Here is a 21,873-nt window from a genome sequence, read left to right on the forward strand (position 1 = left end):
GGCACGGAGAGTAAAGAATTGTCAAAAAAAAAGGGGGCCAAAAAGGCCCCCAAGGTTAACCGCGTCCATCAGCAGTCATTCCGCACAACGGCTGACCATCATGGTGCCCTCTTCGAGACTGTCCTCGATCACAAAGCTGTAGACGTAGTCGCCGGCCTCGGGAAGGCTAATTGAGGATTCGGTGCCCGGCCCTGCGGCGATGGCCATAGGCTGCTCGGTGCCTAGGATGACCGGCGCGCTGCCCGCCACGGCGTACTCTTGGCTCCAGGTACTGCTGGCAAACTTAAAGGAAAAGCTGCCTTCGGCTTCGTCAACAACGACCTGATACAGGTTGTCTCCTTTGTAGCTGAATGCTCGGTATCCCGGTGTCGCATCAAAGCCGTTACCGCCAGGGTAAGTCCCGCGAATATACAGAGTCTGATCCAGTGGACCACTACCTTCGGCATCGGGGAGGTCACAGGCAGCCAATGGACCTTCGCCCACAATGCTGCCCGAGTCACAGCCAGGGTTGCGCTCCGTGGGGGCCTCGATATTCAGGAAGCGACCACTGAGAGGAGGGATCTGAATCGTGTAGCTCTCGTCATCGGCGTCGACGGTCTCATCACTCATCAGGTCCGCAAGAGCGCCATTGCTGCCAATTGCACAAGCGTCAAAGGTTACCTCCAAGGGTTCGTCGCTGACATTGAGCAGGTAGAGTACGGCTGAATCTTCATCGGCTTTGTGTGCGGCATACAAGTCACTGGAGGCGCCGGCAGGTACAGCCACTTGAGTGCGCTCCCCTCGATAGAGAGCCGGGTTGTTGGCCCGCATGTGCATCAGGTCGCGCAGGTAGTCGCGCAAATCAGCTTGTTGCTCATTGGCGGTAAACACGTCGTGCTCTACGCCGCTGGGCAAACCTTCGATTTTGCCGCTGTTGCGTGCCACATGATCATCACACAGGCCCTGGGCGGCACAGTTGTCGGTAACCTGCTCGGCAAATCCTGGCACCTCATCGCCGATCTCTTCCCCATAGTAGAGTGTAATCGGACCAGTGTAGGAGGCTAGGAAGCTGAAGGCGGCCTTATGGCGCTGCCAATAGTCCGCATCTTCAGGTTCAGCAATGTTGCCCCGCTGAAGTAAGTCGCCAAAGCGTACCAGGTCGTGGTTGCCGATAAAGCCATTAGGAATTGCGTGGCTTGGGTATTGGCCATGGGCGCTGACGATGCCGGCGTTGAGGTTAGTGGCGGTAGCGTTGCTTTGGCCACTTTCCTCAACCGCAAGGGTTTGTACCAGCGAGTAGCGCACAGGGAAGTCGAACGCTGAGCACAGGGCCGGATCGTCTTCCGGGCCATAGGCGTCAGAGGCAATTTCATCAGCGCCGCTCCAGATTTCGGCGACCATGTAACCCAGCGGGTTGACGGCTTCTCCATCGGCGTTGGTGTAGGAAACTGACGCGGACGCTTCCTCAACCGCTGCGCGAATAGCTCGCCAGCCGTCTAGCGGTACTTCGTAGGCTTGGTCGAGACGCCAACCGTCGATCTTCAGCTCCTTGATCCAGTAGGTGGCGACTTCCTTAAAGAACTCCAAGTCGTCCGGGTAAATGGCTTGGCGGCCAACACCGGAGCGCAGCTCTCCCTCCGTACTCACGATCAGATCGTTAATGGAGGGGTATTCATGGGCGTTTTGTTTGAAGTGACCAAAGACACCGTCAAAAAACACGTACAGTCCCAGCTCGTGCGCTTTCTCTACCATTTCCCGCGCCTCATCCAAAGTGCCGAAGCGGGGGTCAATCGCGAAGTAGTTACTGGCGTAATAACCGGTGGCATCCAGGCGGTCGGCCCAGATGTCCTGTCCGGGAATTGGCACAGCGTCGAAGATCGGGGTCATCCAGATGGCGTTAAACCCCATATCGGCAATGTATTCAAGGCTGTCGGAAATGCCTTGAATGTCGCCCATATGGTGGCTGGTGCCGTAGCCTTCGCCGTGTCCAATGGAGGGGTTGCCATTAATAAAGGCTTCGGTCATCACCTGATAAATACGCAGGCTTTTGGCGGTTTCATAGGTGGGGGTATCGCAACTCAGCACGGCAACGGGGTCATGGCCATTACTATCGCCATTCCCAATATTGTCGTCGCCATTCCCATTCCCGTCTGTGGGAGCGCGGCCTGGCGAGCTGCTTCCGCAGCCCACCAGTGCGCCCAGCACAACCGGTAGTAACAGTTTGTGCAAGGTCTTCATGTTTACTGCCTCCGTTGCTGTTGACGGTTAACCATTAGTGCGCCAAACATCATGAGCAGCATCAGCACGCCAAATCCGGAGATGCTACCGCTTCGGCGGCTGGGGGTTGCTGGGTCACTATCGCCGTTACCATCGGCGTCGCCGTTGCCATTGTCTTCGGCAGGGCCGGTGCTGACGAACACCGCGGTAGTGCGAGCCGGTACGTTGAAGCTGCCATCAAAGTGGACGTCTTCCAGTGCGCTGTCGCCCGAGGCGGCTTGAATCGGGTGCAGTTCGAAGGCGTTATCGTTGGCAGTCCACTCAAAGCTTTGGGTTTCGGTGGCTGCGTTGAAAACTACAACGATTTCCTCGTAATTGGCATCAATCTCAAGCACGTCGGTCAGACTCATGACGATCAGGCCGGGAACTTGCTCGGCACCTGTGTTGTTGAAGTTGACCACGTCCATCACTTGTTCAGCCGTTTCCAGGCTGAACAGCGGCGAGGAGGCGCGGATGCGTAGCAGAGCGGTGGTAGCGTCAAAGGCGTGGGTAATTTCAGCGCTGCTGACTGCCAAGTCCGAGTCTTCCAGGCGTGGACGAATGACGTCCCAGCTGGCTTCATTTTCGTTGGCTACCGGGAGGCCGCGTCCCCAGCCATTGGTTTCATAGGTGAAGTCGAGCACGTTGAACCAATCACCCGAGTTGTAGGTGTTACGATCCATGGATTTGGAGCGCAGCAACTCCTGGCCTGCCTGCATAAAGGGTGTGCCCTGAGCCATTAATACCAGACTGTTGGCGACAACTTGCACCCGCGCGCGATCTTCAATACTGGTTTCTAGGGGGAGCTTGTACTGATTGATGTCGAACAGGGTTTCGTTGTCGTGCTTGCCAGCGTAGTTGATTACGTCGAGCGGGGAGTGGGCGTAACCGGCCTGGCCGTGGTGGAAGACGTTGCGGCCTTCTGTGGTGTTGCCCTCGTGATCCATAATGGTGAAGTCGCGCAGAGAACCCGCCAAACCTATTCGCAGAGAGTCTTTATTGCGCAGCAGCTGTTGTAAGGTTGCGTCACCTGTTTCATGGTTGGGCGCCAAGTACAAACCGTTGACAAAAACCTGGTTGCGCACATGGTTGACGCCGCTGTCAAACGGGCTGCCACCTCGGATGGCGTCGCGGAACCGATCATTAAAGGTCGCGGCAATATCTTCACCGGCCATGTTGTTCTGAGTGGCCTGGATAAAGCGGGCGTTATCAGCGACTTCACCAAAGTTCCAGCCTTCTCCGTAGAGCAGCACTTTCGCGCCGTCAATGCCGTGATCTTCTTCGGTCATGCCGTCGAGTGCTTCACGAACTTTGCGCATATTGTCGAGCGAGTGGTGACCCATCAGATCAAAGCGGAAACCGTCAACTTTGTACGCCTCAGCCCATAGAGCGATGGAGTCGATCATAAACTTCTCCATCATGCTGTGTTCTGTCGCGGTGCCAGGGCAGCAAGTACTCATGGCAACACCGCCAGAGCCTTCGAGGCGGTGATAGTAGCCGGGAACGATTTTATCGAAGACGGATTTCTCGCCGAGGCCGGCGCTATTAGTGTGGTTATACACTACGTCAACCACTACGCGCAGCCCTAACGCATTCAGGGCCTGAACCATCTGGCGGAACTCGATGATGCGAGCTACACCGTCTGGATCGGAAGAGTAGCTACCTTCGGGCAGATTGAAGTGATGTGGGTCGTAGCACCAGTTGAAAGCGTTTTGGTCGCGGATTTCCCAGATAATCGCCTGTTGTTGCTCACTGGCCGGACCGTAGGTATCCAAACCGAGTTCGCGCTCGTCAACACGATCTTCCGGGTCTTCGGGAATAGTCGCACAGTCGTTTACGGGTAGCAGGTGTATGTGGGTCATGCCCGCATCGACCAATTTTTTCAAATGCTCAACACCGTGGGTGCCATCGAGGGTAAAAGCGGTGAACTTACCGCGATGCTCTTCTGGAACCTCGGGATCGTGAACGCTGAAGTCGCGTACGTGGATTTCGTAGATGATGGCATCGGCAATGCGTTCCAGACTCGGCTTCTCTAGCTCGTCCCAGCCTTCAGGTTTGAGGTCGGCGTCTGCCAGATTGACAAACTGGCTGCGTTTGCCGTCAGTTGCGGCACTCACCGTGTAGGGGTCTGTGCTGATGGTGGTTTCAATACGCTGGGTCAGTGGCACATAGACTTCCACTTCGTACAAGTAATACATACGGTCCCAACCCTCACCGCCGGATACGGACCAGACGCCCGTGTCGTCATCGCGGGTCATAGCGTGGGCCACCGGGTTGGTTTCCGGGTGGCCGTCGGCAAAGACCTGCAGATTGACCGAGCGTGCCGTTGGCGCCCAGACTTTGGCGTGAATGCCTGCGTCGTTGTACACCGGACCCAGCTCGCCATCGTAGCCAAAGACATCATCGAGCACGCCGGGAATTTGCAAGCCGGTGGCATCGACTACTTGATCTTCGTCGTTGGTGGCCACCAGAACAATTTGCTGTCTCAACAGTGAAGGAATCTGCTCGTGAACAGCTTCCGGCAGCGTAAATGTGGGCAGGTTCGATAGGTGAGGGAAGCGTTCAGCCAGTTCGCCGCTTACCGTATCGCCTGTGAGTGCCAATGAAATGGATTCGCTGCCATCGACGGTATTCTCGGGTGTGATGGAAATGCCGGCGTCGTCAGCGTAATGCAAGGATACGTCGGCCTCGGCTGGGGCATCCCAGGCGAAGGTGTCGGCGCTGATCCAATGAGCAGTAGCGGCGGTCAAATCGCCGGCACTCATCTCGCCGATGTACAAACGGTGGTTGCCGTGGTCGTAGTAAAAATCGATTACCTGATCTTCTTCGACGTCAAGAGGTATGTTCGGGCCGTCTTGTGCGCCGCCGGCCCCGTAGTTCTCGTTCCAACTGCCGTTAATGGCAATCTTAATTTCGTACTCTCCGGCCGGTACGTCAAAGCTACCAAACCAGATGTCGCCCTCGGTGTTTTCCAGAAGAGTGTCACTGCACTCAGGTTGCCAATCGCCGGGACAACCCAGCGCCTCTTGAACGCTGCCAACTAGGGCGACGGTTTCGGGTTCATTCGTATGGCTGGCGCTAACGTGAATACTGAGCATGCTCGCTAAACTAGCGATACCTATATTGCGTAACAGAGTCTTCATTATTATTGCTCCTTTGGGGTGGTTTTCTCTTGTAAGGGATGCAGTTTTGGAATAGTTGCGTTCTTGGGATAAAAAAAGGGCGCAGTAAACTGCGCCTAAAAAATCCTCCTGACAGAGGAGTCCCAACACATACACACGGAGAGTTGTAGATAGGTTACTGGTTTTGGCGCGGCCTCAAGTCGTCGCCAGTGGACTTAATTGTCCGGAATTCGATACGTTTTATGCTTGCGATAAAGGACCATGGGAGTACCTTTTTTACGTCGCCATTTTTATTCAACGTTGAGTTCATACTAGGGTGATGACGCTGAACTAACAATAGCTTGCATACGTATGCATGCGATGCATACGTATGCATCGGGAAGAGAGAAAATTCCTGTTCGGTAGGCGGTCTGAAGAGCGAACTAAAATAGACTATAAACCTGTTTCGTTAGGTTCATTTGCACTAACCAACACCTATAGATTGAGAGCAATGATTATCGCCTGACGAGCGGGCGCAATTACATGCGAGGCGGAAAATAAATGGTTTCCGGACAGTAGGACTGTGCTCGAATCAGATTCTACCAGGCCTGGTAGAATCGCTGTATATCGAGATCTACTCGACTTCAATTTGTTCAGGATTACCCTGACCTAAAGGCAGGATAAGGTGTTTAGATCTCATAAGTCGGTTTTTGCGTGTTGGTTAAGGTAAGAATCGTGGTCGGTGATTTGGGCCGTAGTGCGTTCAAAGGTGGTTCCTAGGTTTTGGAGAAACTCCTTAAGCTGAGAGGTCGACAGTTCGTTGGCGAGAGGATGGTAGTCGTTAGGTATTAGGCCTTGGCCAATAAATACTTGTTGCCAAGCGGATTCGCTAAACAGCTCGTCTTGTTCCCGGAACACGAGACCACTGGTGCGAAAAAGTTCGATCCGGCGTAGCAGTGAATCCGGTTTCTTTGTTGCGCGGCACTCTTGCCAAAAGGGGCTATCGTCTTTTTGATTCAGGTGGTAGTGAAGGATGATGAAATCACGAATTTTTTCAAATTCCTCTTGTGACTGACGGTTGTACTCGTCGATGGCTGCTGTTTGTAAACCGCAATGCGGGAAGTGTTTTATCAAGCGTACGATGCCTGACTGCACTAAGTGCAGGCTGGTAGACTCCAGCGGTTCAAGAAAGCCACTTGATAAGCCCAGAGCGATGACATTTTTGCACCATTGCTGTTGTCGTCGGCCGGTGGTAAAACGGATCGGCGTAGGCTGTCCCAGTTCTGGGGTATCCAAGTTATCAAGCAGTAATGCACTGGCCTGATCGTCCGATAGGTGATTGCTGCAATAAACGAGTCCATTTCCGTTGCGGTGCTGTAAAGGAATACGCCACTGCCAGCCGCCCTCATGGGCAATGGCTCGGGTATAGGGGGTGGTTTTGACGGCGGTTTCGCTGGGGACTGCCAGGGCCCGGTTGCAAGGTAGCCAATGAGACCAGTTTTCGAAGTCGACGTTTAGTGTTTCGTTGATCAGTAGCCCGCGAAAGCCTGAGCAGTCAATAAATAGCTCTGCTTCTAGGAGTTTTTCATTCTCTAGCGTAACTCCGGTAATGGCTCCTGTGTCTGGGTGCTGATGAACTTGTTGAATGGTCCCGTCAATGCGCTTCACTCCTCGGACTTCACTGTACTCGCGCAAAAGTTGAGCATAGAGTCCGGCATCAAAATGATAGGCGTGCACCAGACCACAGAGCGGCGTGTTCGGGATAGTGTCGAGTGGTTGAAAACGATAATCCTTGGCCGCACGATAGTTTAATGAGTAATGCCAGTAATCTTCGTCAATGCCGTGTTCTTTTCCACGCAACCAGTAGTGGTGGAAACTGGTAAACCCCAGATTGCGGCCAATATCTCCAAAGGCGTGCATGTAGCGGTCGCCATACTGGCCCCAGTTTTCGAATTCAATACCAAGTTTAATCGTGCCACCAGTGCGTCGCAGAAAGTCGTTTTCGTCAATGCCGAGGACATTGTTAAACGTGCGTATTGGTGGGATGGTCGCTTCACCTACCCCGACAGTGCCGATAGCACTGGACTCAATCAGAGTAATATCCAGTTGCTGACCGAGAAAGCGGCAGAGCATTGCGGCCGCCATCCAGCCGGACGAACCACCACCGACAATTATGACTTTCCTAATGGGTTGTTGGGTGTTCATGGGTTTGCTCCTGGCGAAAACCGATTAATTGCTCCTGCATTCGGCATATATGCCATCGTTGGCAAGCGCCGACAAGTTGCTCTTGCATTGTCTGCATATATGCCATCCCTGGCAAACGCCGACAAGTTGCTCCTGCATTGTCGGCATATATGCCATCCCTGGCAAAAAAAAGCCCCTGCTACAGGGTTACCATAGCAGGGGCTTCCTAGAGCCTAGGTTTAGAACCGGTAGTTCACACCCAGCATGTAGTTTGCACCAAAGCTTTGGTAGGTGTTAACCCGGCGGGAATCTTCTTCTGACGCAGAGATGGTGCTCTCGTTGGTCAGGTTCTGAGCCTGCAGGGTTACACTTAAGCCGTCCAAGCGAGTATGGCCAGCTGCTCCGAAGTCGTATCCAATTTGAGCATCCCAGATCTCCGCACCTTGATCGGTCGTCGGAGTGAGGGCCATACTCAAGCCGTAGAATTCGGTGGCATATTTGTCGCGATAGCGACCGCTGATCCGTGCCTCAAAGCCGTTTTTCTCGTAGTACAGAGTTGCTTGATAGATACGCTCAGAAAGCCCCGGGATATCCGCGGTCACTGTTTCTCCAGCTTCGTCTACGTCAGTGATCTCTCCATCCAGGAAGGTGGCGCTGGCGGTAAAGCCAAAACCATCGAGGATGTCGCTGAACAGGTAGAAGGGTACGCTTGCTTGTAGCTCAAGACCTTTCACGCTGCCAGAGCCAGCTTCGGCCATGTGGCTAGTGAAGCCCTGAGTGGAGCGCAGCTCGTCGATGCCGTTGTCGTGATAGCCTTCGATGATGTACTCACTGAAGTCAGTCAACTCCTGGCGGGTGAAGTGCCAGTTACGTAGGTCTTTGTAGAAGACGCCTGCGGCGAGTACGCCCTCATCAGCAAAGTACCACTCGTAACCCAGGTCGGCTTGGTACGCGCGCAGGGGACGCAGTTCAGGGCTACCGGACGTACCGCTCCAGGCACTGCGCTCGGGATCAGTTGACTGGCGCACAGAGTCGTCAAAGTCAAAGCCGATTGTAGTGTTAGGCCGCATATCGTCCAGGCGCGCGCGAGACATGGTTTGTGAAGCAGCAAAGCGAACGTACTGATTGTCAGTCACAGCGAAGGTCATGTTTAAGCTGGGCAGGAAGTTCCAGAAATCGTCTCCACCTTCGGTTGGGGTTGCTACTACTGTGGCTACACCATCAACTCGCTCGGTTTGAGTGTCGAAACCGCTGGCCCACTGGTCAGAGTGAATCGCTTGCAAACCGATGTTACCGCTAATGAAGCCGTGTTCGAAGTCAAGCATACCGTAGAGAGTGGTAATTTTTTCGTCCACAGTCCAAGTATCGCCCAGTCGATCGGCTTCGTACCGAGTCGCATCGATTTCGCGATAAAAACCGCTTTGATAAAGGCTGACACTATCGTAGGCCAGCATTTCACCCAATCCGACAAAGCTCAAATCAGTGTTGCCCACTCGGAACTCCTCCGGAACCGTTACGTCGGTTTGGGATTCGGGAGGCTGGTTGTCGGTAAAGCCCGGGCCTACCAGATAGGCACCATAATTGACCTTAGACTTACTGCGGTCAGAGTAGTTAATGCCTACTTCAGCACGGTTAAAGATGCCCAGGTTAATGTCACCGTCGGCACTCAAGCGCAAAGTCGTTAAATCTTCATCAAACATTGGCTGGTTAATAAACCCGTCCTGGGCGTTGTCGGTTCCAACCAAATCCGCAATAGCTCCGCCCCAGTTTTGTGGACCGGCTAAGCGAATGACATTGGGATCGGTGTAATCGGGCATGGAAACGCTGTTATGGGGGCCGAACATAATTCCGGCATCGCCGGTGTGAGTCCAGGAACGAGCAGCGGGATCCCCCTGAGTTGGTGTGCGTGCGCGACCGACACCCGAGTAGCTTTCCATGTTGATAAAGCTCTTGGTAGATTCGCTGCGCGCGGCATCTAAGGTCAGCGTCCAATCGTTATTGAGAAGATACTCGGCGTTAAAGCCTACCGCTGTCAGGTCACCGGTTTTTTCTTCCGCGTCGTTGCGGATTACGCTGTGGAAGCCATCAAACTGGCCACTGGTTACCAGACCATCTTCTACGGAGAAAACTTCAAAATTGGTGCCGCCCCATACTGGCCCACCTTCTTCAAGACCGCGGAAGACCTTTTCTTCTTTAAAGTCGATATAGAGCAGGTCAGCTGTCATGGTCAGTCGGTCGTTTGGTGCCCACTGAAAGATGGAGGACAGGGTGTCGCGCTGCATGGAGCCGGAACGCACGTAAGTGTCGTGGCCGCCCATGATATATTCAGCATCTGGATGCGCATCGAACTGGGGGCCGCCCAGTTCGGCCCAGTCTCCAGCTTCGTCACCGTCTGGAAAGCCCCACATGCGTACCTGCTGCTCTTGGCTCGGAGAATCCATTGTGGCCAGAGTAACGGCAAAACCCATGGTGCCATCGTTAAACGTGTCAGAGAACGTGAACGCTAAGCGGTGTCCGCGATCGCTGAAGTCCGGGTTAGCGGAGCTCATGCCGTTCTGTTCGATATTGGCGTTGATGGCGATAATACGCTCGTTGTCGAGCGGGCGTAGGGTACGCAGGTCGACGATGCCACCCAGGCCCTGATTAATCAGACTGGCGTCGGGTGACTTGTAAACCAGTGCGCTGGTAACAATTTCGGAAGGGTAAAGGTCGTATTCAACACCCCGGTTATCACCAATACCCAACAGCTCGCGGCCATTCATGGTGGTGGCAACATAGTCTTCGTTAAAGCCGCGTACAGAAACACCGCTGGTACGGCCATTGACCCGCTCGCCGGCCAGGCCGGGTAGGCGCGCCAAGGACTCGGCAATACTGGTGTCAGGCAGCTTGCCAATGTCTTCCGCGGATACCGCTTCAACGACTGAGCTGGACTCCTGTTTGATGTTCAGTGAGTTCATTAGGCTGCGGCGAATACCGGTAACAACCACTTCTTCCATGGTCGTTAGCCCGTCGTCTTGGGCAACAGCCGGTACACTCATAGCGCCGGCCATAATGCAGCCAATGGCTGATGGCAGTAACAATCGTTTGCTTTTAATCATGATAAGCTTTCCTCGTCGGTTATTATAACTTTCGTTTTGGGTTAACGTGAGTGGAGCAGGGCAAATGCTGCACCGTATCCGGGAAGCGTGACGGTCTTTCCATCCCACTGTCCCGGTACCAGGCCATGACCGTCCAGCAACTGCTTAATTGGCTGATCGTTCGTGTCATATGCCCCGGGTTCTTGACTAAAATTAAACGCAACCAATAATTTCTGGTGCTCGGTTGTGCGCGTAAACACAAGAATGTTGTTATCCGCGTGCACAAAATCTATGTCACCAAAAATCAGTCCGGGTTGTTGTTTGCGCCATCGAACAAAGCACCGGTAGTGATTCAGTATTGAATCATGTTTTTCAGCTTGCTGGTCAACGGCCAGTGCTCTATGTGTCGCTGGTATCGGCAGCCAAGTGTGAACTGCTTCGCTAAATCCAGCTTGTGGCGCAGATTTTTTCCACGGCATTGGAGTTCGGCAACCGTCCCGGCCTTTAAACCGCGGCCAAAAGGCAATGCCGTAAGGATCTTGAAGTTGATCTTGAAGAATTTCGGCCTCGGTCAAACCAAGTTCTTCACCTTGGTAGGTGCATACACTACCGCGCAGTGAAAGTTGTAGCGCATTGAGCATTTTTGCCTGTTCGGGGTTATAGGGCGTGTTACCCCAACGACTCATCACTCGAACCACATCGTGGTTTCCGATTGCCCAGCAGGGCCAACCCTCACCGAGACCTGATTCAAGAGTCGAGACCGTGTTGCGCACGTACTGCGGGCAGAGATCTTCTGCCAATAACTCAAAACTGTAAGCCATGTGCAGGCGTTCGTTGCCAGCGGTGTAATCGGCCATGGTTTTGAGAGAATCTTCAGAGGATATTTCGCCCAGAGTTACCACCCCTGGGTGCTTATCAATCAGCTGGCGCAAGCGTTTCAGGAAGCTGAGGTTTTCCGGCCGGGTATTGTCATAAAGGTGGCGTTGGTAGGCGTAAGGGTTGTCAGTAGTAAAACCCCGACCCTTGCGCTCAGCTTCTGGTTTTGAGGGGTTGTTGCGCAACTGTTGATCGTGAAAACAAAAGTTGATTGCGTCCAAGCGGAAACCGTCCACGCCTCTTTTGAGCCAAAATTCAACCTCGGACAGGATTTCGTTTTGAACTTCTGGGTTATGGAAGTTAAGGTCAGGCTGACTCTTTAAGAAATTGTGCAAATAATATTGGCAACGACGCGGCTCCCACTCCCAGGCAACACCGCCGAAGATGGAAAGCCAGTTATTGGGTGGGGTGCCGTCCTCCGCCGGATCGGCCCAGACATACCAATCTGCTTTGTCATTCTTGCGACACTGACGGCTCTGTTCAAACCAGGGATGCTGGTCCGAGGTATGGCTTAATACCTGGTCTATAATAATTCGAATATCGCGATCGTGTGCTTCAGCGATCAGGCGATCAAAGTCGTCAAGCGTGCCGAAAATCGGATCGATGTCGCGATAGTCGCTGATGTCGTATCCAAAGTCTTTCATCGGAGACTTGAAAAACGGTGAGATCCATACGGCATCAACACCCAGGCTGGCGATGTAGTCTAGCTTGCTGATAATGCCCGGCAAGTCACCGATGCCATCGCCGTTGCTGTCCATCAGACTGCGGGGATAGACCTGATAGATAACGGCGCCGCGCCACCAAGGGTTAGTTTGCATAGTACTGAAAACCTATTGTGATTGTTTGTTGTTCAGGCTGCCTCGTCCCTGGGTATACCGAAGCCTGTATAAATTAACTGTTGATCTAACATACGCCTGGCACTTCTCTCATCGCAATAGACTGCATACGTATGCATTGCCAAAACGCCGATGCATACGTATGCATCAGGCTGAGCGGGAGAAAAAATGTCTGAATACGTATGCAATGCCTTGTGCGACGGGGGCTGGACTACTATTGTTAGTCGTTAATAATCATTACATCCGCTGAACAGGCAGTACCTGACCATGATAAAAAAACCCCAGCTCAGCTTCTGGCAAATCTGGAACATGAGTTTTGGCTTTCTCGGCATCCAGTTTGGCTTCGCCTTGCAGAACTCGAATGTCAGCCGAATATTTCAAACCCTCGGCGCAGATGTGGATACACTTCCCATCCTGTGGTTAGCGGCCCCAATGACGGGACTGATCGTCCAACCGATTATTGGCTACTTTAGCGATCGAACCTGGACTGGCCTGGGCCGTCGCCGGCCTTATTTTCTGTACGGCGCTATTGCAGCCAGCCTGGCGTTGATCGTTATGCCGCATTCGCCTTACCTGTGGGTTGCGGCGGGGATGCTCTGGATTCTCGATGCGTCCATTAATGTGTCAATGGAGCCATTTCGGGCGTTTGTCGGCGACATGCTGCCGGAGAAGCAGCGCACAGCAGGCTTCGCCATGCAAAGCTTCTTTATTGGTATCGGTTCGGTGGTGGCTTCAGCTTTGCCGTGGATGCTGACTAACTGGTTTGATGTCGCCAATACGGCGGCGGCGGGGGTGATTCCGCCTTCGGTCATGTATGCGTTCTATGTGGGCGCTGGGGTGTTCTTTTTCGCTGTGCTCTGGACGGTAATGACCACAAAAGAATACAGCCCTGAGCAGATTCAGGCATTCGCCGCTTACGACGATAGTCTGAAGAAAAGCCGCACCGTAGAAATTCTCGCGGAGAATCGAACCCATAGCCAGTACGCTCGCGGTGGCAAGCTTTGGTTTGCCGTCGGTGTGGTTATGGTGGCGGTTATTGCAGGCTTTGAGTTGGACTGGCGGCTACAGATTATTGCCGGCGGCGTGTGCGTGTTCGGCATCTTGCAGTTGATCAGCGCTTACATGCTAGGCAACGGCAAGGTAAACAATGGTTTTTATCATTTTACGCATGACTTTTTTCACATGCCCAAGACCATGAAGCAGCTGGCGGTGGTACAGTTTTTCTCGTGGTTTGGTCTGTTTTGCCTATGGATATACGCCACTCCGGCGATCACGAGTTACCATTACGGCACCAGCGATACGGCCTCTTTGGCTTATAACGAAGGTGCTGACTGGGTAGGCGTACTCTTTGCGTCCTACAACATCTTCGCCGCGATGGCCGCCTTCCTAATCCCGGTGGTTGCTAAACTGATCTCCCGTAAACACACCCACATGGTCAATTTGACTATGGGTGGCTTGGGTATGATCTCGCTTTTACTGATCCGTGACCCCGCTTGGCTCATGCTGTCGATGGTCGGTGTTGGTATTGCCTGGGCCTCTATCCTGTCGATGCCTTACGCCATCCTTTCCTGCTCTCTGCCGGCCCACAAGTTGGGTATATTTATGGGGATATTTAACTTTTTTATCGTGATTCCGCAGATTCTGGCCGTGAGTATTCTGGGGATGCTGGTGCGCGATCTTTTTGGTGGCCAGGCCATATACGTGCTGGTGCTCGCGGGAGTGTGTTTCTTTCTTGCAGCGGCTGCTACCCAATTTGTCGAAGACGAGGGTGCGGAAGCTTCTATTGAAGATGAAGGTACATTAGGTTTAGCAGACGGCGAAGGGCGCAGCAGCGTTCCTGTGAGGTAAGCGATTATGAATCTTTGGAAAAGTATTGCGTTGTTGCCACTGACAGCGGTGATGGTTACCGGCTGCGCCAACGAACGCAGCACAGAGTCTGCAGCGGTTAGCCCTGATGCGGAGTATTACGGTACGCGCGAGCCGTGGGCTCGCGAAGCGATCTATTTCGTAATGACTGACCGTTTCGTGGATGGGGATTCGAGTAACAATTTTGAGGATCAGGGCGGAGCTTACCCCAGTTGGGAAGGGCGCCTTGAGGGACCGGACGGTAAAGAGGCCTTTATAGGCTACATGGGGGGCGATTTTAAAGGCCTGCTTAATAACGCCCAGTACATTCGTGATTTGGGTTTTACGTCGGTTTGGGTCACGCCCATCGTCGATAACCCCAATGCAGCCTTCAGTGGTGGTGACAAAGTCACCTATGGTGGCAGTGGTGATGGCGGGAAAACCGGGTATCACGGCTACTGGGGCGTTAACTTTTATAAGGTCGATCAGCACCTGGAATCAGATGATCTGACATTCGCCGATCTTACCCAAGCCTTGGACGAGGATTATGGCTTGAAACTGGTGCTCGATATTGTTGCCAACCACGGTTCTCCCGCGTGGGGCATGCCCGAGCCGCACGGCAACTTTGGTCAGATATACGGCCCCGATGGGGAGCTGTTGGCTGATCACGGCAATGTTCACCCCCATGATCTGGACCCAGACAATAACCCTTTGCAGCGTTGGTTCCTGCCCGAGCAAGATATTGCCGAGCTGGCCAACCTAGACCCGGATAACCCCGAAGTAATGGACTACTTTGTCAATGCCTACTTGCAGTGGATCGACCAGGGCGCGGCAGCGTTTCGCATCGACACCATCAAGCATCAACCGCATCACTTCTGGAAAGAGTTTGTCGGGCGTATTCGCGCTGAGCATCCAGACTTCTTTATGTTTGGAGAGAGTTGGAGTTTTGAGGCGGCCGAAATTGCTGAACACACTTACCCGGAAAACGGCGGTGTGAGTGTGATCGACTTTCCCGGTCGCCAGCACATGACCCAGGTCTTTGAAAACCCAGGCAGCGATTTCTCCGAGATTTTGGGTTATCTGCACCTGGAAAACAGCCCTTACCGAAACCCATACGAATTGGCGATTTTTTACGATAACCACGATATGAGTCGTTTGAACGCCGATACGGGTGGTTACATGAGCGCCAATAACTGGCTCTTTACCTCTCGCGGTATTCCCGTCGTGTATTACGGTTCTGAAATTGGCTTTCAGTCAGGCTTAGCCGAACATTACGGTAATAGAAACTATTACGGGGAAGAGAACATTGCGCGTGCGGACGGGCATCCCATTGCGGAGGCGCTGCGCCATATCGCCCACATTCGCCAGCAGTCCATTGCCTTGCAAAAAGGTTTACAGGTGAATTTAGAGTTTGCCGGTGATACGGCGTCGTTTTTGCGCGTCTATCAGGTCGATGGCGTTACCGAGACTGCGTTGGTGTTGCTGAATAAGGGCGACCAACCTACTGAGGTGAGAGCTGAAGAACTCATTAGCAGTGGGCGCTGGGAAGAATTAGGAGGCAATGCTGTGGTCAACGTTGATCGCGCCGACCCCACTGTTGTACTTGAAGTGCCGGCCCACGGTGTACGCGTATTAACCTTTGATAGCCCGGTTAACAACCCTGAGCTGGCCGAACGACTGGAAGCATTGCGAATTCCCGCTAGCCCTCGTTAACTGCGATTAAGCGGCGGGGTTCTGCTTGCGGCCGCCTTTTTTGGCGCCGCAAGAGCCGCGCACGATCAGCTCGGCAGGCAATAGTTTTGACTCAATCACTTCCCCGGAGACCAGTTGCAACAGGTTCTCTACCAGCAGTTCTCCAGCTTTGTTTGTGTCCTGGCGTACGGTGGATAAGGGCGGGTGGGTATAGGCAGACATGGGAATGTCGTCGAAGCCCATCACGGCAATGTCGTCTGGAATGATATAGCCAAATTCCTCCAATGCCATCATGCAGCCGATAGCAATCAAATCACTCGCACCAAACACCGCGTCATACTCAACTCCGCGCTCCTGCAGAATTTTTATCGCCTGATAACCCGAGTCTTCAAAAGTTTCTGCGGTTACCTGTAACTGCGGGTTAACGTCGATGCCTGCAGCCCTAAGTGCCTTGCAGTAGCCTTCGTAGCGAGCACTGAATTCCGGGCTGTGCTCCGAGATGTCTCCGATAAAGGCGATGTTGCTATAGCCCAACTTAATCAAGTGTTTGGTGGCTTTGCAGGCGCTGTTGAAATTGTCGCAGCCGATTGAAAAGCCCGGTTGTCCAGGAAGCACCGGCCCCCAGGTAATGTATTGAGCGCCAGCGTCAGTCAGCCGGTTGAGCTTTTCAACGTAGGTTACGTAGTCGCCATACCCGAGAAAAATGATGCCGTCCGCTCGGTTGGCATCAACATAGTCGGAGTTCCAGTCTTCACTTGCTTGTTGAAACGAGACCAGGAGGTCGTAACCCTGATTGGCACAAGCACGGGTGATGCTGCCTAGCATTGACAGAAAAAACGGATTAATGACTGAATTGGCAGTGCCGTGATCTTCGCACAATAGAAGCGCGATAGTGCAGGTGCTCCGCGCGCGCAGGTTGCGGGCATTTTTGTCGACTTTGTAGTTCAGTTCCAGCGCGATCTCCTGGATCTTGCAACGAGTCTCCTCGCTGACCAGTGGGCTGTTGCGTAGTGCTCGGGACACAGTCGATTGCGAAACGCCTGCTCGATAGGCAATATCGAACGAGGTGGGTCTGCTCTCTTTCATGCTGAAACCTCTTGGGCCAAGTGACTTGGCTCTATTGTTATCTGTGTACCACGTGCCTCCTGCGATGGACGTAATGCCAGCCAATTATTAAGCGGGTATAAATCGATGTCAATTATAGACCGTTATTCCCTTTGGCGCTCATTTCCTTGCCGCAAACAGGTTTTTGCCTGCCTTTGGGATACAATCCGTGCCCAGCGCTCGGATAACTGATGCGATGGTTATAAGAATTTTCCGAATGTGGACACAGTAAAGAATTGTCAATGCTTTTGACAGCATTTCCCTTTCCCCTGAGGATGCCAGTGCATCTTGAATTCAAAGGAGTCACACATGTCACAAGCCGTGGTCGAGGCCCGTGCTGTCCGCAAGGACGTTGCCAGCGCCGAGGGAACCCTATCTATTTTGCACGAGGTGTCCCTCAGTGTTAGTTCTGGCGACAGTTTAGCGATCACCGGCCCGTCGGGTTCTGGTAAATCCACTTTGCTGGGAATCCTTGCCGGGTTGGATCTGCCCAGTTCTGGGGAGGTGATTCTAGCCGGGCACAAGCTCACCGCGATGGATGAAGAAGGGCGGGCTAAGGTGCGCGCTGATCATGTCGGCTTTGTGTTTCAATCTTTTCAGTTACTGCCCGGACTCACCGCGCTTGAAAACGTAATGCTGCCCCTGGAGTTGCACGGCGCTGGAGATGCTCGACAAAAAGCCAGCGATTTTCTGGCACGTGTGGGGCTGAGCGAGCGTTTGAGCCATTACCCGCAACAATTGTCTGGTGGGGAGCAGCAACGAGTGGCTATTGCCCGCGCCTTTGCCAGCGAACCCCGAGTTCTGTTCGCGGACGAGCCCACCGGCAATCTCGATATGCATACCGGCGCCCATGTAATTGATTTACTGTTTGAATTAAACCGTGAGCAGGGCACAACCCTGGTGCTGATTACTCACGAAGAGCGCCTGGCGCTACGCTGCCAGCGCCGAGTGGAGCTGGTTGCCGGAGCCCTGGCGGAACCCGAAGCCGAGCTGTCTCCGGCGCTATGAGGTAAATGGATTCAATGTTGGCACTGAGATTGTTGTGGCGCAATTGGCGCAGTGGGGAAGTTAAGTTACTGGCGGTAGCACTGGTTCTGGCGGTGGCGGTGGTCAGCGGTATCGCGATTTTCGCGGATCGGCTCGATACCACCCTGGTTCAGCAAAGCAATGCCTTTTTGGGCGCTGATCTAATTGTCAGCGGCACCCAGCCTCATAGACAAGCCTGGAGTGAAGAAGCCGAGAACCGGGGAATAGAGCAAACCCGGGTGGTGGAGTTCTCCTCCATGGTGTTCTCCGGCGATGAGCTTCATCTGGCATCCATCCGCGCGGTGGCTGAAGGCTATCCACTGAGAGGTTACGTGGAGACCAGCCACGAAGCCTATTCCCAGCAACCGCCTGTTCGGGCGGATTCCATACCACCCGCAGGAGAGGTTTGGGTGGACGGCCGACTTTTGCCCCTATTAAACATCGAGTTAGGGGACGACATCGAAGTCGGGGAGCATACCCTGACCACAACCCGGATTTTAGTGCGTCAGCCGGGGGAGAGTGGTTTTGCCATGACCGGTGCCCGGGTGTTGATGAATTTGGCCGACCTGGAGCAAACCCAGGTGGTGCAGCCTGGCAGCCGGATCGATTACCAGTGGTTGGTGGCCTCGGACGACTCCGGCAACTTGGCAGCCTTTCGCGAATGGCTTCAGGAGCGGCTCACGGACCATGATCGCATCCGCGATATCGATTCCTCTCAGCGCCAGTTGGCGCAAACGCTGGAAACCGGTGAACGGTTTTTATTGTTGGCGGCGGTAGTGGGTGTCCTGCTGGCTGGTGTCGCCATTGGCTTGGCCGCGCGCCAATTCGCCGCCCGCCACGTGGATCAGGTCGCGTTGATGAAAAGCTTGGGTGCAGGGGCAGGGCGCATTCGCCAGCTCTACGCCGGGCAGTTGCTGATCCTGGCCACACTCGCCTCCCTGGTGGGGCTGGTACTCGGCGAAGGTATTCAGCGCGGCGTGGCCAGCAGCCTGCAATCTTTCTTTAACGTCGCCTTGGCTGCACCGGCCATTTACGCCTACGTATTGAGCTTTTTTAGCGGGCTGGTGTGCCTGATGTTCTTTGCCTTGCCCGCCCTGTGGTTTCTGCCTCAGGTGCCGCCGTTAAAAATCCTGCGGCGTGAGTTGGCCGTGAACCAAACTCAACTGTGGATTCAGGTGGTCCTGGCCCTCGCGGCCATCTTTTTGCTGGTATCGCTCTTTAGCCGTCAGCTTGGGTTGTCCTTGAGCGTTATGGCAGCGCTGACCGGTATTCTGGTCATGTCGGCAGGCATCGGCTTTGTACTGCTCAAGTTCAGTCGGCGCCTGAGCACTAACGCCGGCAGCATCTGGCGCCTAGCGGTCGCCAACTTACAGCGTCAACGCGGCCAGAGTTTGGTGCAAATGGTGATTTTCTCTATCGCCATCATGTTGCTGTTGACGCTGACGGCGGTGCGTACCTCGCTTATCGAAGACTGGCGTATGCAGCTGCCAGAGAACGCGCCCAATCACTTCCTGGTCAATATTGCTCCGCAGAACGTGGAAGCCGTGCAGAGTTTCCTGGATCAGGAGGGTGTGGATCGGGAGCCTCTGTACCCAATGGTACTCGGGCGACTGACGCACATTAATGGCGAGGAGCGGGACCGCAGCCTGGGTATGAACCGGGAAGCCAACCTGACCTGGACGGACACCCTGGGCGACGACAATGAGATTCAGGCCGGGGCCTGGTGGGATGAGTGGTCCTCCGAGACAGGGCTGCCTGGGGTTTCGGTGGAAGAGGGTTTGGCTGAACAGCTGGGGCTTTCCGTCGGTACCCGACTGGAGTTCTCGCTGGGTGGTTTGCCCATTGAGGTGGAAGTGGCCAGCCTGCGAAGCCTTGATTGGCAGTCCATGAATCCCAATTTCTTTTTTATCTTCGAGCCGGGTGCTCTGGATGATTTTTCCGCGACTTACATCACCAGTGCCTATTTACCCAACGACAAGAAACCCCTCATTAACGAGTTGCTGCGGGCTTACCCCAATATTCTGGTGATTGAGCTGGATCGCGTTTTCGAGCAAATCCGCTCCATCGTGGATCAGGTCAGCCAGGGTGTGCAATTGGTGCTCTGGTTGACGCTGTTGGGCGGCGGTTTAGTGCTGTTTGCGGCCGTGACCAGCAGCATTGATGGGCGCAAACGAGAAGCGGGATTACTGCGCGCTCTGGGCAGCCCCCGCCGTTTGGTTATAGGCAGCATCTGGGCCGAGTTTTCCATACTTGGCTTTCTGGCAGGGCTGGTCGGCGTTATTGGGGCGGAAATCCTGCTGTGGAATCTGCAGTATTGGGTGCTGGATATTCCAGTGCGTGCGCACCCGACGTTCTGGGTGCTCGGGCCGATTTTGGGCGCTGTGTGCGTGGGGACACTGGGTGCGATCAGTTGCCGTGGAGTCGTCACCACACCGCCGGCGGTGGTGTTGCGAGAAGCCGGTTAGGCGTCTTCGGCGCTGACCGTCACTGGCTCGCTTTGGTAGGTCCAGAGCTTGTGGGCCAGGAAGTTCCACATCAGGATCACCAGAGTTGCGCTTAGCTGCACCGCTAAATAGTGCAGCTGCAGAACTTCAGTACCCAAGTACATGATGCCGCCGTTGGCACTGAGGCCAACACCGACCACAGCAAGAAACCGCACCATGGCGACCCGGTGATCGGCGCTGCTGCTAAACGTGAAATAGTAATTAAGCAGGTAGTTGATCAGCGCCGCTGTCATGTACCCGGTGAGCGAGGCCGCCACGGGCGCCAGTAACGACAACTCCACCAGACTTATCAATAGCGTGTATTGAATGCTGGTGGCTAGGCCGCCAACCAGCAGAAAGCATACAGCCTCTGGGGGGCGCTTTTGTACGAAAGCGACACGTCGCGAAAACTCCATGCCTCACTCCTTGGATCTGCGTTTGGCCAGCGGTTTATTGTTCGTGTAATGCGCAGCCAAGAAAACGGCGCATTTTCGCCGTGGTTTCCTTGCAGTGCTATGCTTTAGGTCAGGGTGCCCTTAAGATAACAGCAATTCATGATTCATCCGAGTAACAGGCGAGGTTTTTCATATGCCACAAGAAAAAATACAGAATCTAATTTCCGAGTTGCACGATATTTATGGGGACGATCAGGTCAGCCCACAGCAGGCGCAGCTGCTTGCCGACCTGGAGCGGCATGTACATCCAGCCGGATCAGAGGATGAGCCGGACCCCGTACCGCTGGAAACGTTGGAGAGATTGGTGGAAGAGATGGCGGTGGATCATCCCAAAACCGCTATCGTGATGCGGCAACTGGTGGAAACCCTCAAAAATATGGGTATTTAACCCATCCTCCGGCGGGCTCCTGAGCCCGCCAGCAGCTTACCTCAAGCCCAGGCGACGCAGGCCCAGGCTCGCTCTATATAGGCGTATTCGGCTTTTTCCGTGCCGGGATGGCAGGCGTGGCGGAAGTGGTGGTGGTCAGTCGTTGAGCCCATATACTCCCAAGCGTGACCGGCGTAGGCGCACACGGCGTCTCCCTGGTTACGCTTGTCTTTGGCGAGCTCGTCCCACATGGTTTGCCACTGCGGGTGGGTCATCGTCAGATATTCCATGTCACGGTCCCTAGCTTTTGCTGTTCAGCTTATCTTTTGCGCTTGTGTGCCGCTTTCGCGCCGTTCTTATTACGACTTTTCAGGCAATGGTTCGCTATGGCCCGCAACAGGGGGTAGGGCGTTGCCTGTTAGTTATTGTGTATTATTAATTACGTTTGTCAAGTAGATCTTTTAACTATATGATAAATATACTAAAAAGAAGTTTTGTTCGTGTTGTGGGCCAATCTATATTTCGATGGTTTGGACGCCGTTTGTAGGGTTTATCTCCCCTTGACCTTACAGTTACTGTAAGCTTTAACGTT

13 protein-coding genes are annotated in these 21,873 nt (G+C 53.9%); 5 read left to right on the plus strand and 8 right to left on the minus strand.

Annotation, left to right across the window (positions count from 1 at the left end):
* Nucleotides 1–75: 75 nt before the first annotated feature.
* From RBH33_RS11405 to RBH33_RS11425, 5 genes are all read right to left on the minus strand, one after another.
* Nucleotides 76–2,217 (minus strand): alpha-amylase family glycosyl hydrolase, encoded by a 2,142-nt coding sequence (locus RBH33_RS11405; RefSeq protein WP_306732316.1) that lies wholly within the window; start codon nucleotides 2,215–2,217, stop codon nucleotides 76–78.
* 2 nt (nucleotides 2,218–2,219) lie between these two features.
* Entirely contained in the window at nucleotides 2,220–5,378 is a 3,159-nt protein-coding gene (pulA, locus tag RBH33_RS11410) for a pullulanase-type alpha-1,6-glucosidase (protein WP_306732317.1), read from the minus strand.
* 654 nt (nucleotides 5,379–6,032) lie between these two features.
* Nucleotides 6,033–7,541, minus strand: a complete 1,509-nt coding sequence (locus tag RBH33_RS11415; protein ID WP_306732318.1) for a tryptophan halogenase family protein — start codon at nucleotides 7,539–7,541, stop codon at nucleotides 6,033–6,035.
* Nucleotides 7,542–7,759: 218 nt separating this feature from the next.
* Nucleotides 7,760–10,618 carry a TonB-dependent receptor gene (locus RBH33_RS11420; RefSeq protein WP_306732319.1) on the minus strand — a complete coding sequence of 953 codons (2,859 nt, stop codon included), beginning with the start codon at nucleotides 10,616–10,618 and terminating at the stop codon, nucleotides 7,760–7,762.
* Nucleotides 10,619–10,659: 41 nt separating this feature from the next.
* Nucleotides 10,660–12,291: an alpha-glucosidase family protein gene (locus RBH33_RS11425; RefSeq protein WP_306732320.1), complete on the minus strand. Its 1,632-nt coding sequence runs from the start codon at nucleotides 12,289–12,291 to the stop codon at nucleotides 10,660–10,662.
* A 285-nt stretch (nucleotides 12,292–12,576) separates the two neighbouring features.
* Between RBH33_RS11425 and RBH33_RS11430 the strand changes: the two genes are divergently transcribed.
* Nucleotides 12,577–14,157: an MFS transporter gene (locus RBH33_RS11430; protein ID WP_306732321.1), complete on the plus strand. Its 1,581-nt coding sequence runs from the start codon at nucleotides 12,577–12,579 to the stop codon at nucleotides 14,155–14,157.
* 6 nt (nucleotides 14,158–14,163) lie between these two features.
* Nucleotides 14,164–15,867: an alpha-amylase family glycosyl hydrolase gene (locus RBH33_RS11435; RefSeq protein WP_306732322.1), complete on the plus strand. Its 1,704-nt coding sequence runs from the start codon at nucleotides 14,164–14,166 to the stop codon at nucleotides 15,865–15,867.
* A gap of 6 nt (nucleotides 15,868–15,873) precedes the next feature.
* Here RBH33_RS11435 and RBH33_RS11440 read toward each other — a convergent pair whose 3' ends face one another.
* The gene (locus RBH33_RS11440; RefSeq protein ID WP_306732323.1) at nucleotides 15,874–16,932 is read right to left on the minus strand and encodes a LacI family DNA-binding transcriptional regulator; all 1,059 of its coding nucleotides are present in this window, start codon (nucleotides 16,930–16,932) and stop codon (nucleotides 15,874–15,876) included.
* A gap of 327 nt (nucleotides 16,933–17,259) precedes the next feature.
* Here RBH33_RS11440 and RBH33_RS11445 point away from each other — a divergent pair, with 327 nt between their 5' ends.
* Nucleotides 17,260–17,958 (plus strand): ABC transporter ATP-binding protein, encoded by a 699-nt coding sequence (locus RBH33_RS11445; protein ID WP_306732324.1) that lies wholly within the window; start codon nucleotides 17,260–17,262, stop codon nucleotides 17,956–17,958.
* Nucleotides 17,959–17,972: 14 nt separating this feature from the next.
* Nucleotides 17,973–20,441, plus strand: a complete 2,469-nt coding sequence (locus RBH33_RS11450; protein ID WP_306732325.1) for an ABC transporter permease — start codon at nucleotides 17,973–17,975, stop codon at nucleotides 20,439–20,441.
* Here the strand turns inward: RBH33_RS11450 and RBH33_RS11455 are convergent.
* The gene (locus RBH33_RS11455) at nucleotides 20,438–20,875 is read right to left on the minus strand and encodes a GtrA family protein (protein ID WP_306732326.1); all 438 of its coding nucleotides are present in this window, start codon (nucleotides 20,873–20,875) and stop codon (nucleotides 20,438–20,440) included. The genes RBH33_RS11450 and RBH33_RS11455 overlap by 4 nt on opposite strands.
* Before the next feature lie 172 nt (nucleotides 20,876–21,047).
* On the opposite strand from RBH33_RS11455, the gene RBH33_RS11460 reads away from it, so the two are divergent.
* The gene (locus RBH33_RS11460; protein WP_306732327.1) at nucleotides 21,048–21,302 is read left to right on the plus strand and encodes a DUF4404 family protein; all 255 of its coding nucleotides are present in this window, start codon (nucleotides 21,048–21,050) and stop codon (nucleotides 21,300–21,302) included.
* Nucleotides 21,303–21,343: 41 nt separating this feature from the next.
* Here the strand turns inward: RBH33_RS11460 and RBH33_RS11465 are convergent, their stop codons facing one another.
* Nucleotides 21,344–21,571, minus strand: coding sequence for a 4-diphosphocytidyl-2C-methyl-D-erythritol kinase (locus tag RBH33_RS11465; protein WP_306732328.1), 228 nt, complete (start codon nucleotides 21,569–21,571; stop codon nucleotides 21,344–21,346).
* Between the last annotated feature and the right edge of the window lie 302 nt (nucleotides 21,572–21,873).

It is taken from the genome of Marinimicrobium hydrolyticum, from assembly GCF_030848505.1.
Lineage (GTDB): Bacteria > Pseudomonadota > Gammaproteobacteria > Pseudomonadales > Cellvibrionaceae > JAVDDU01.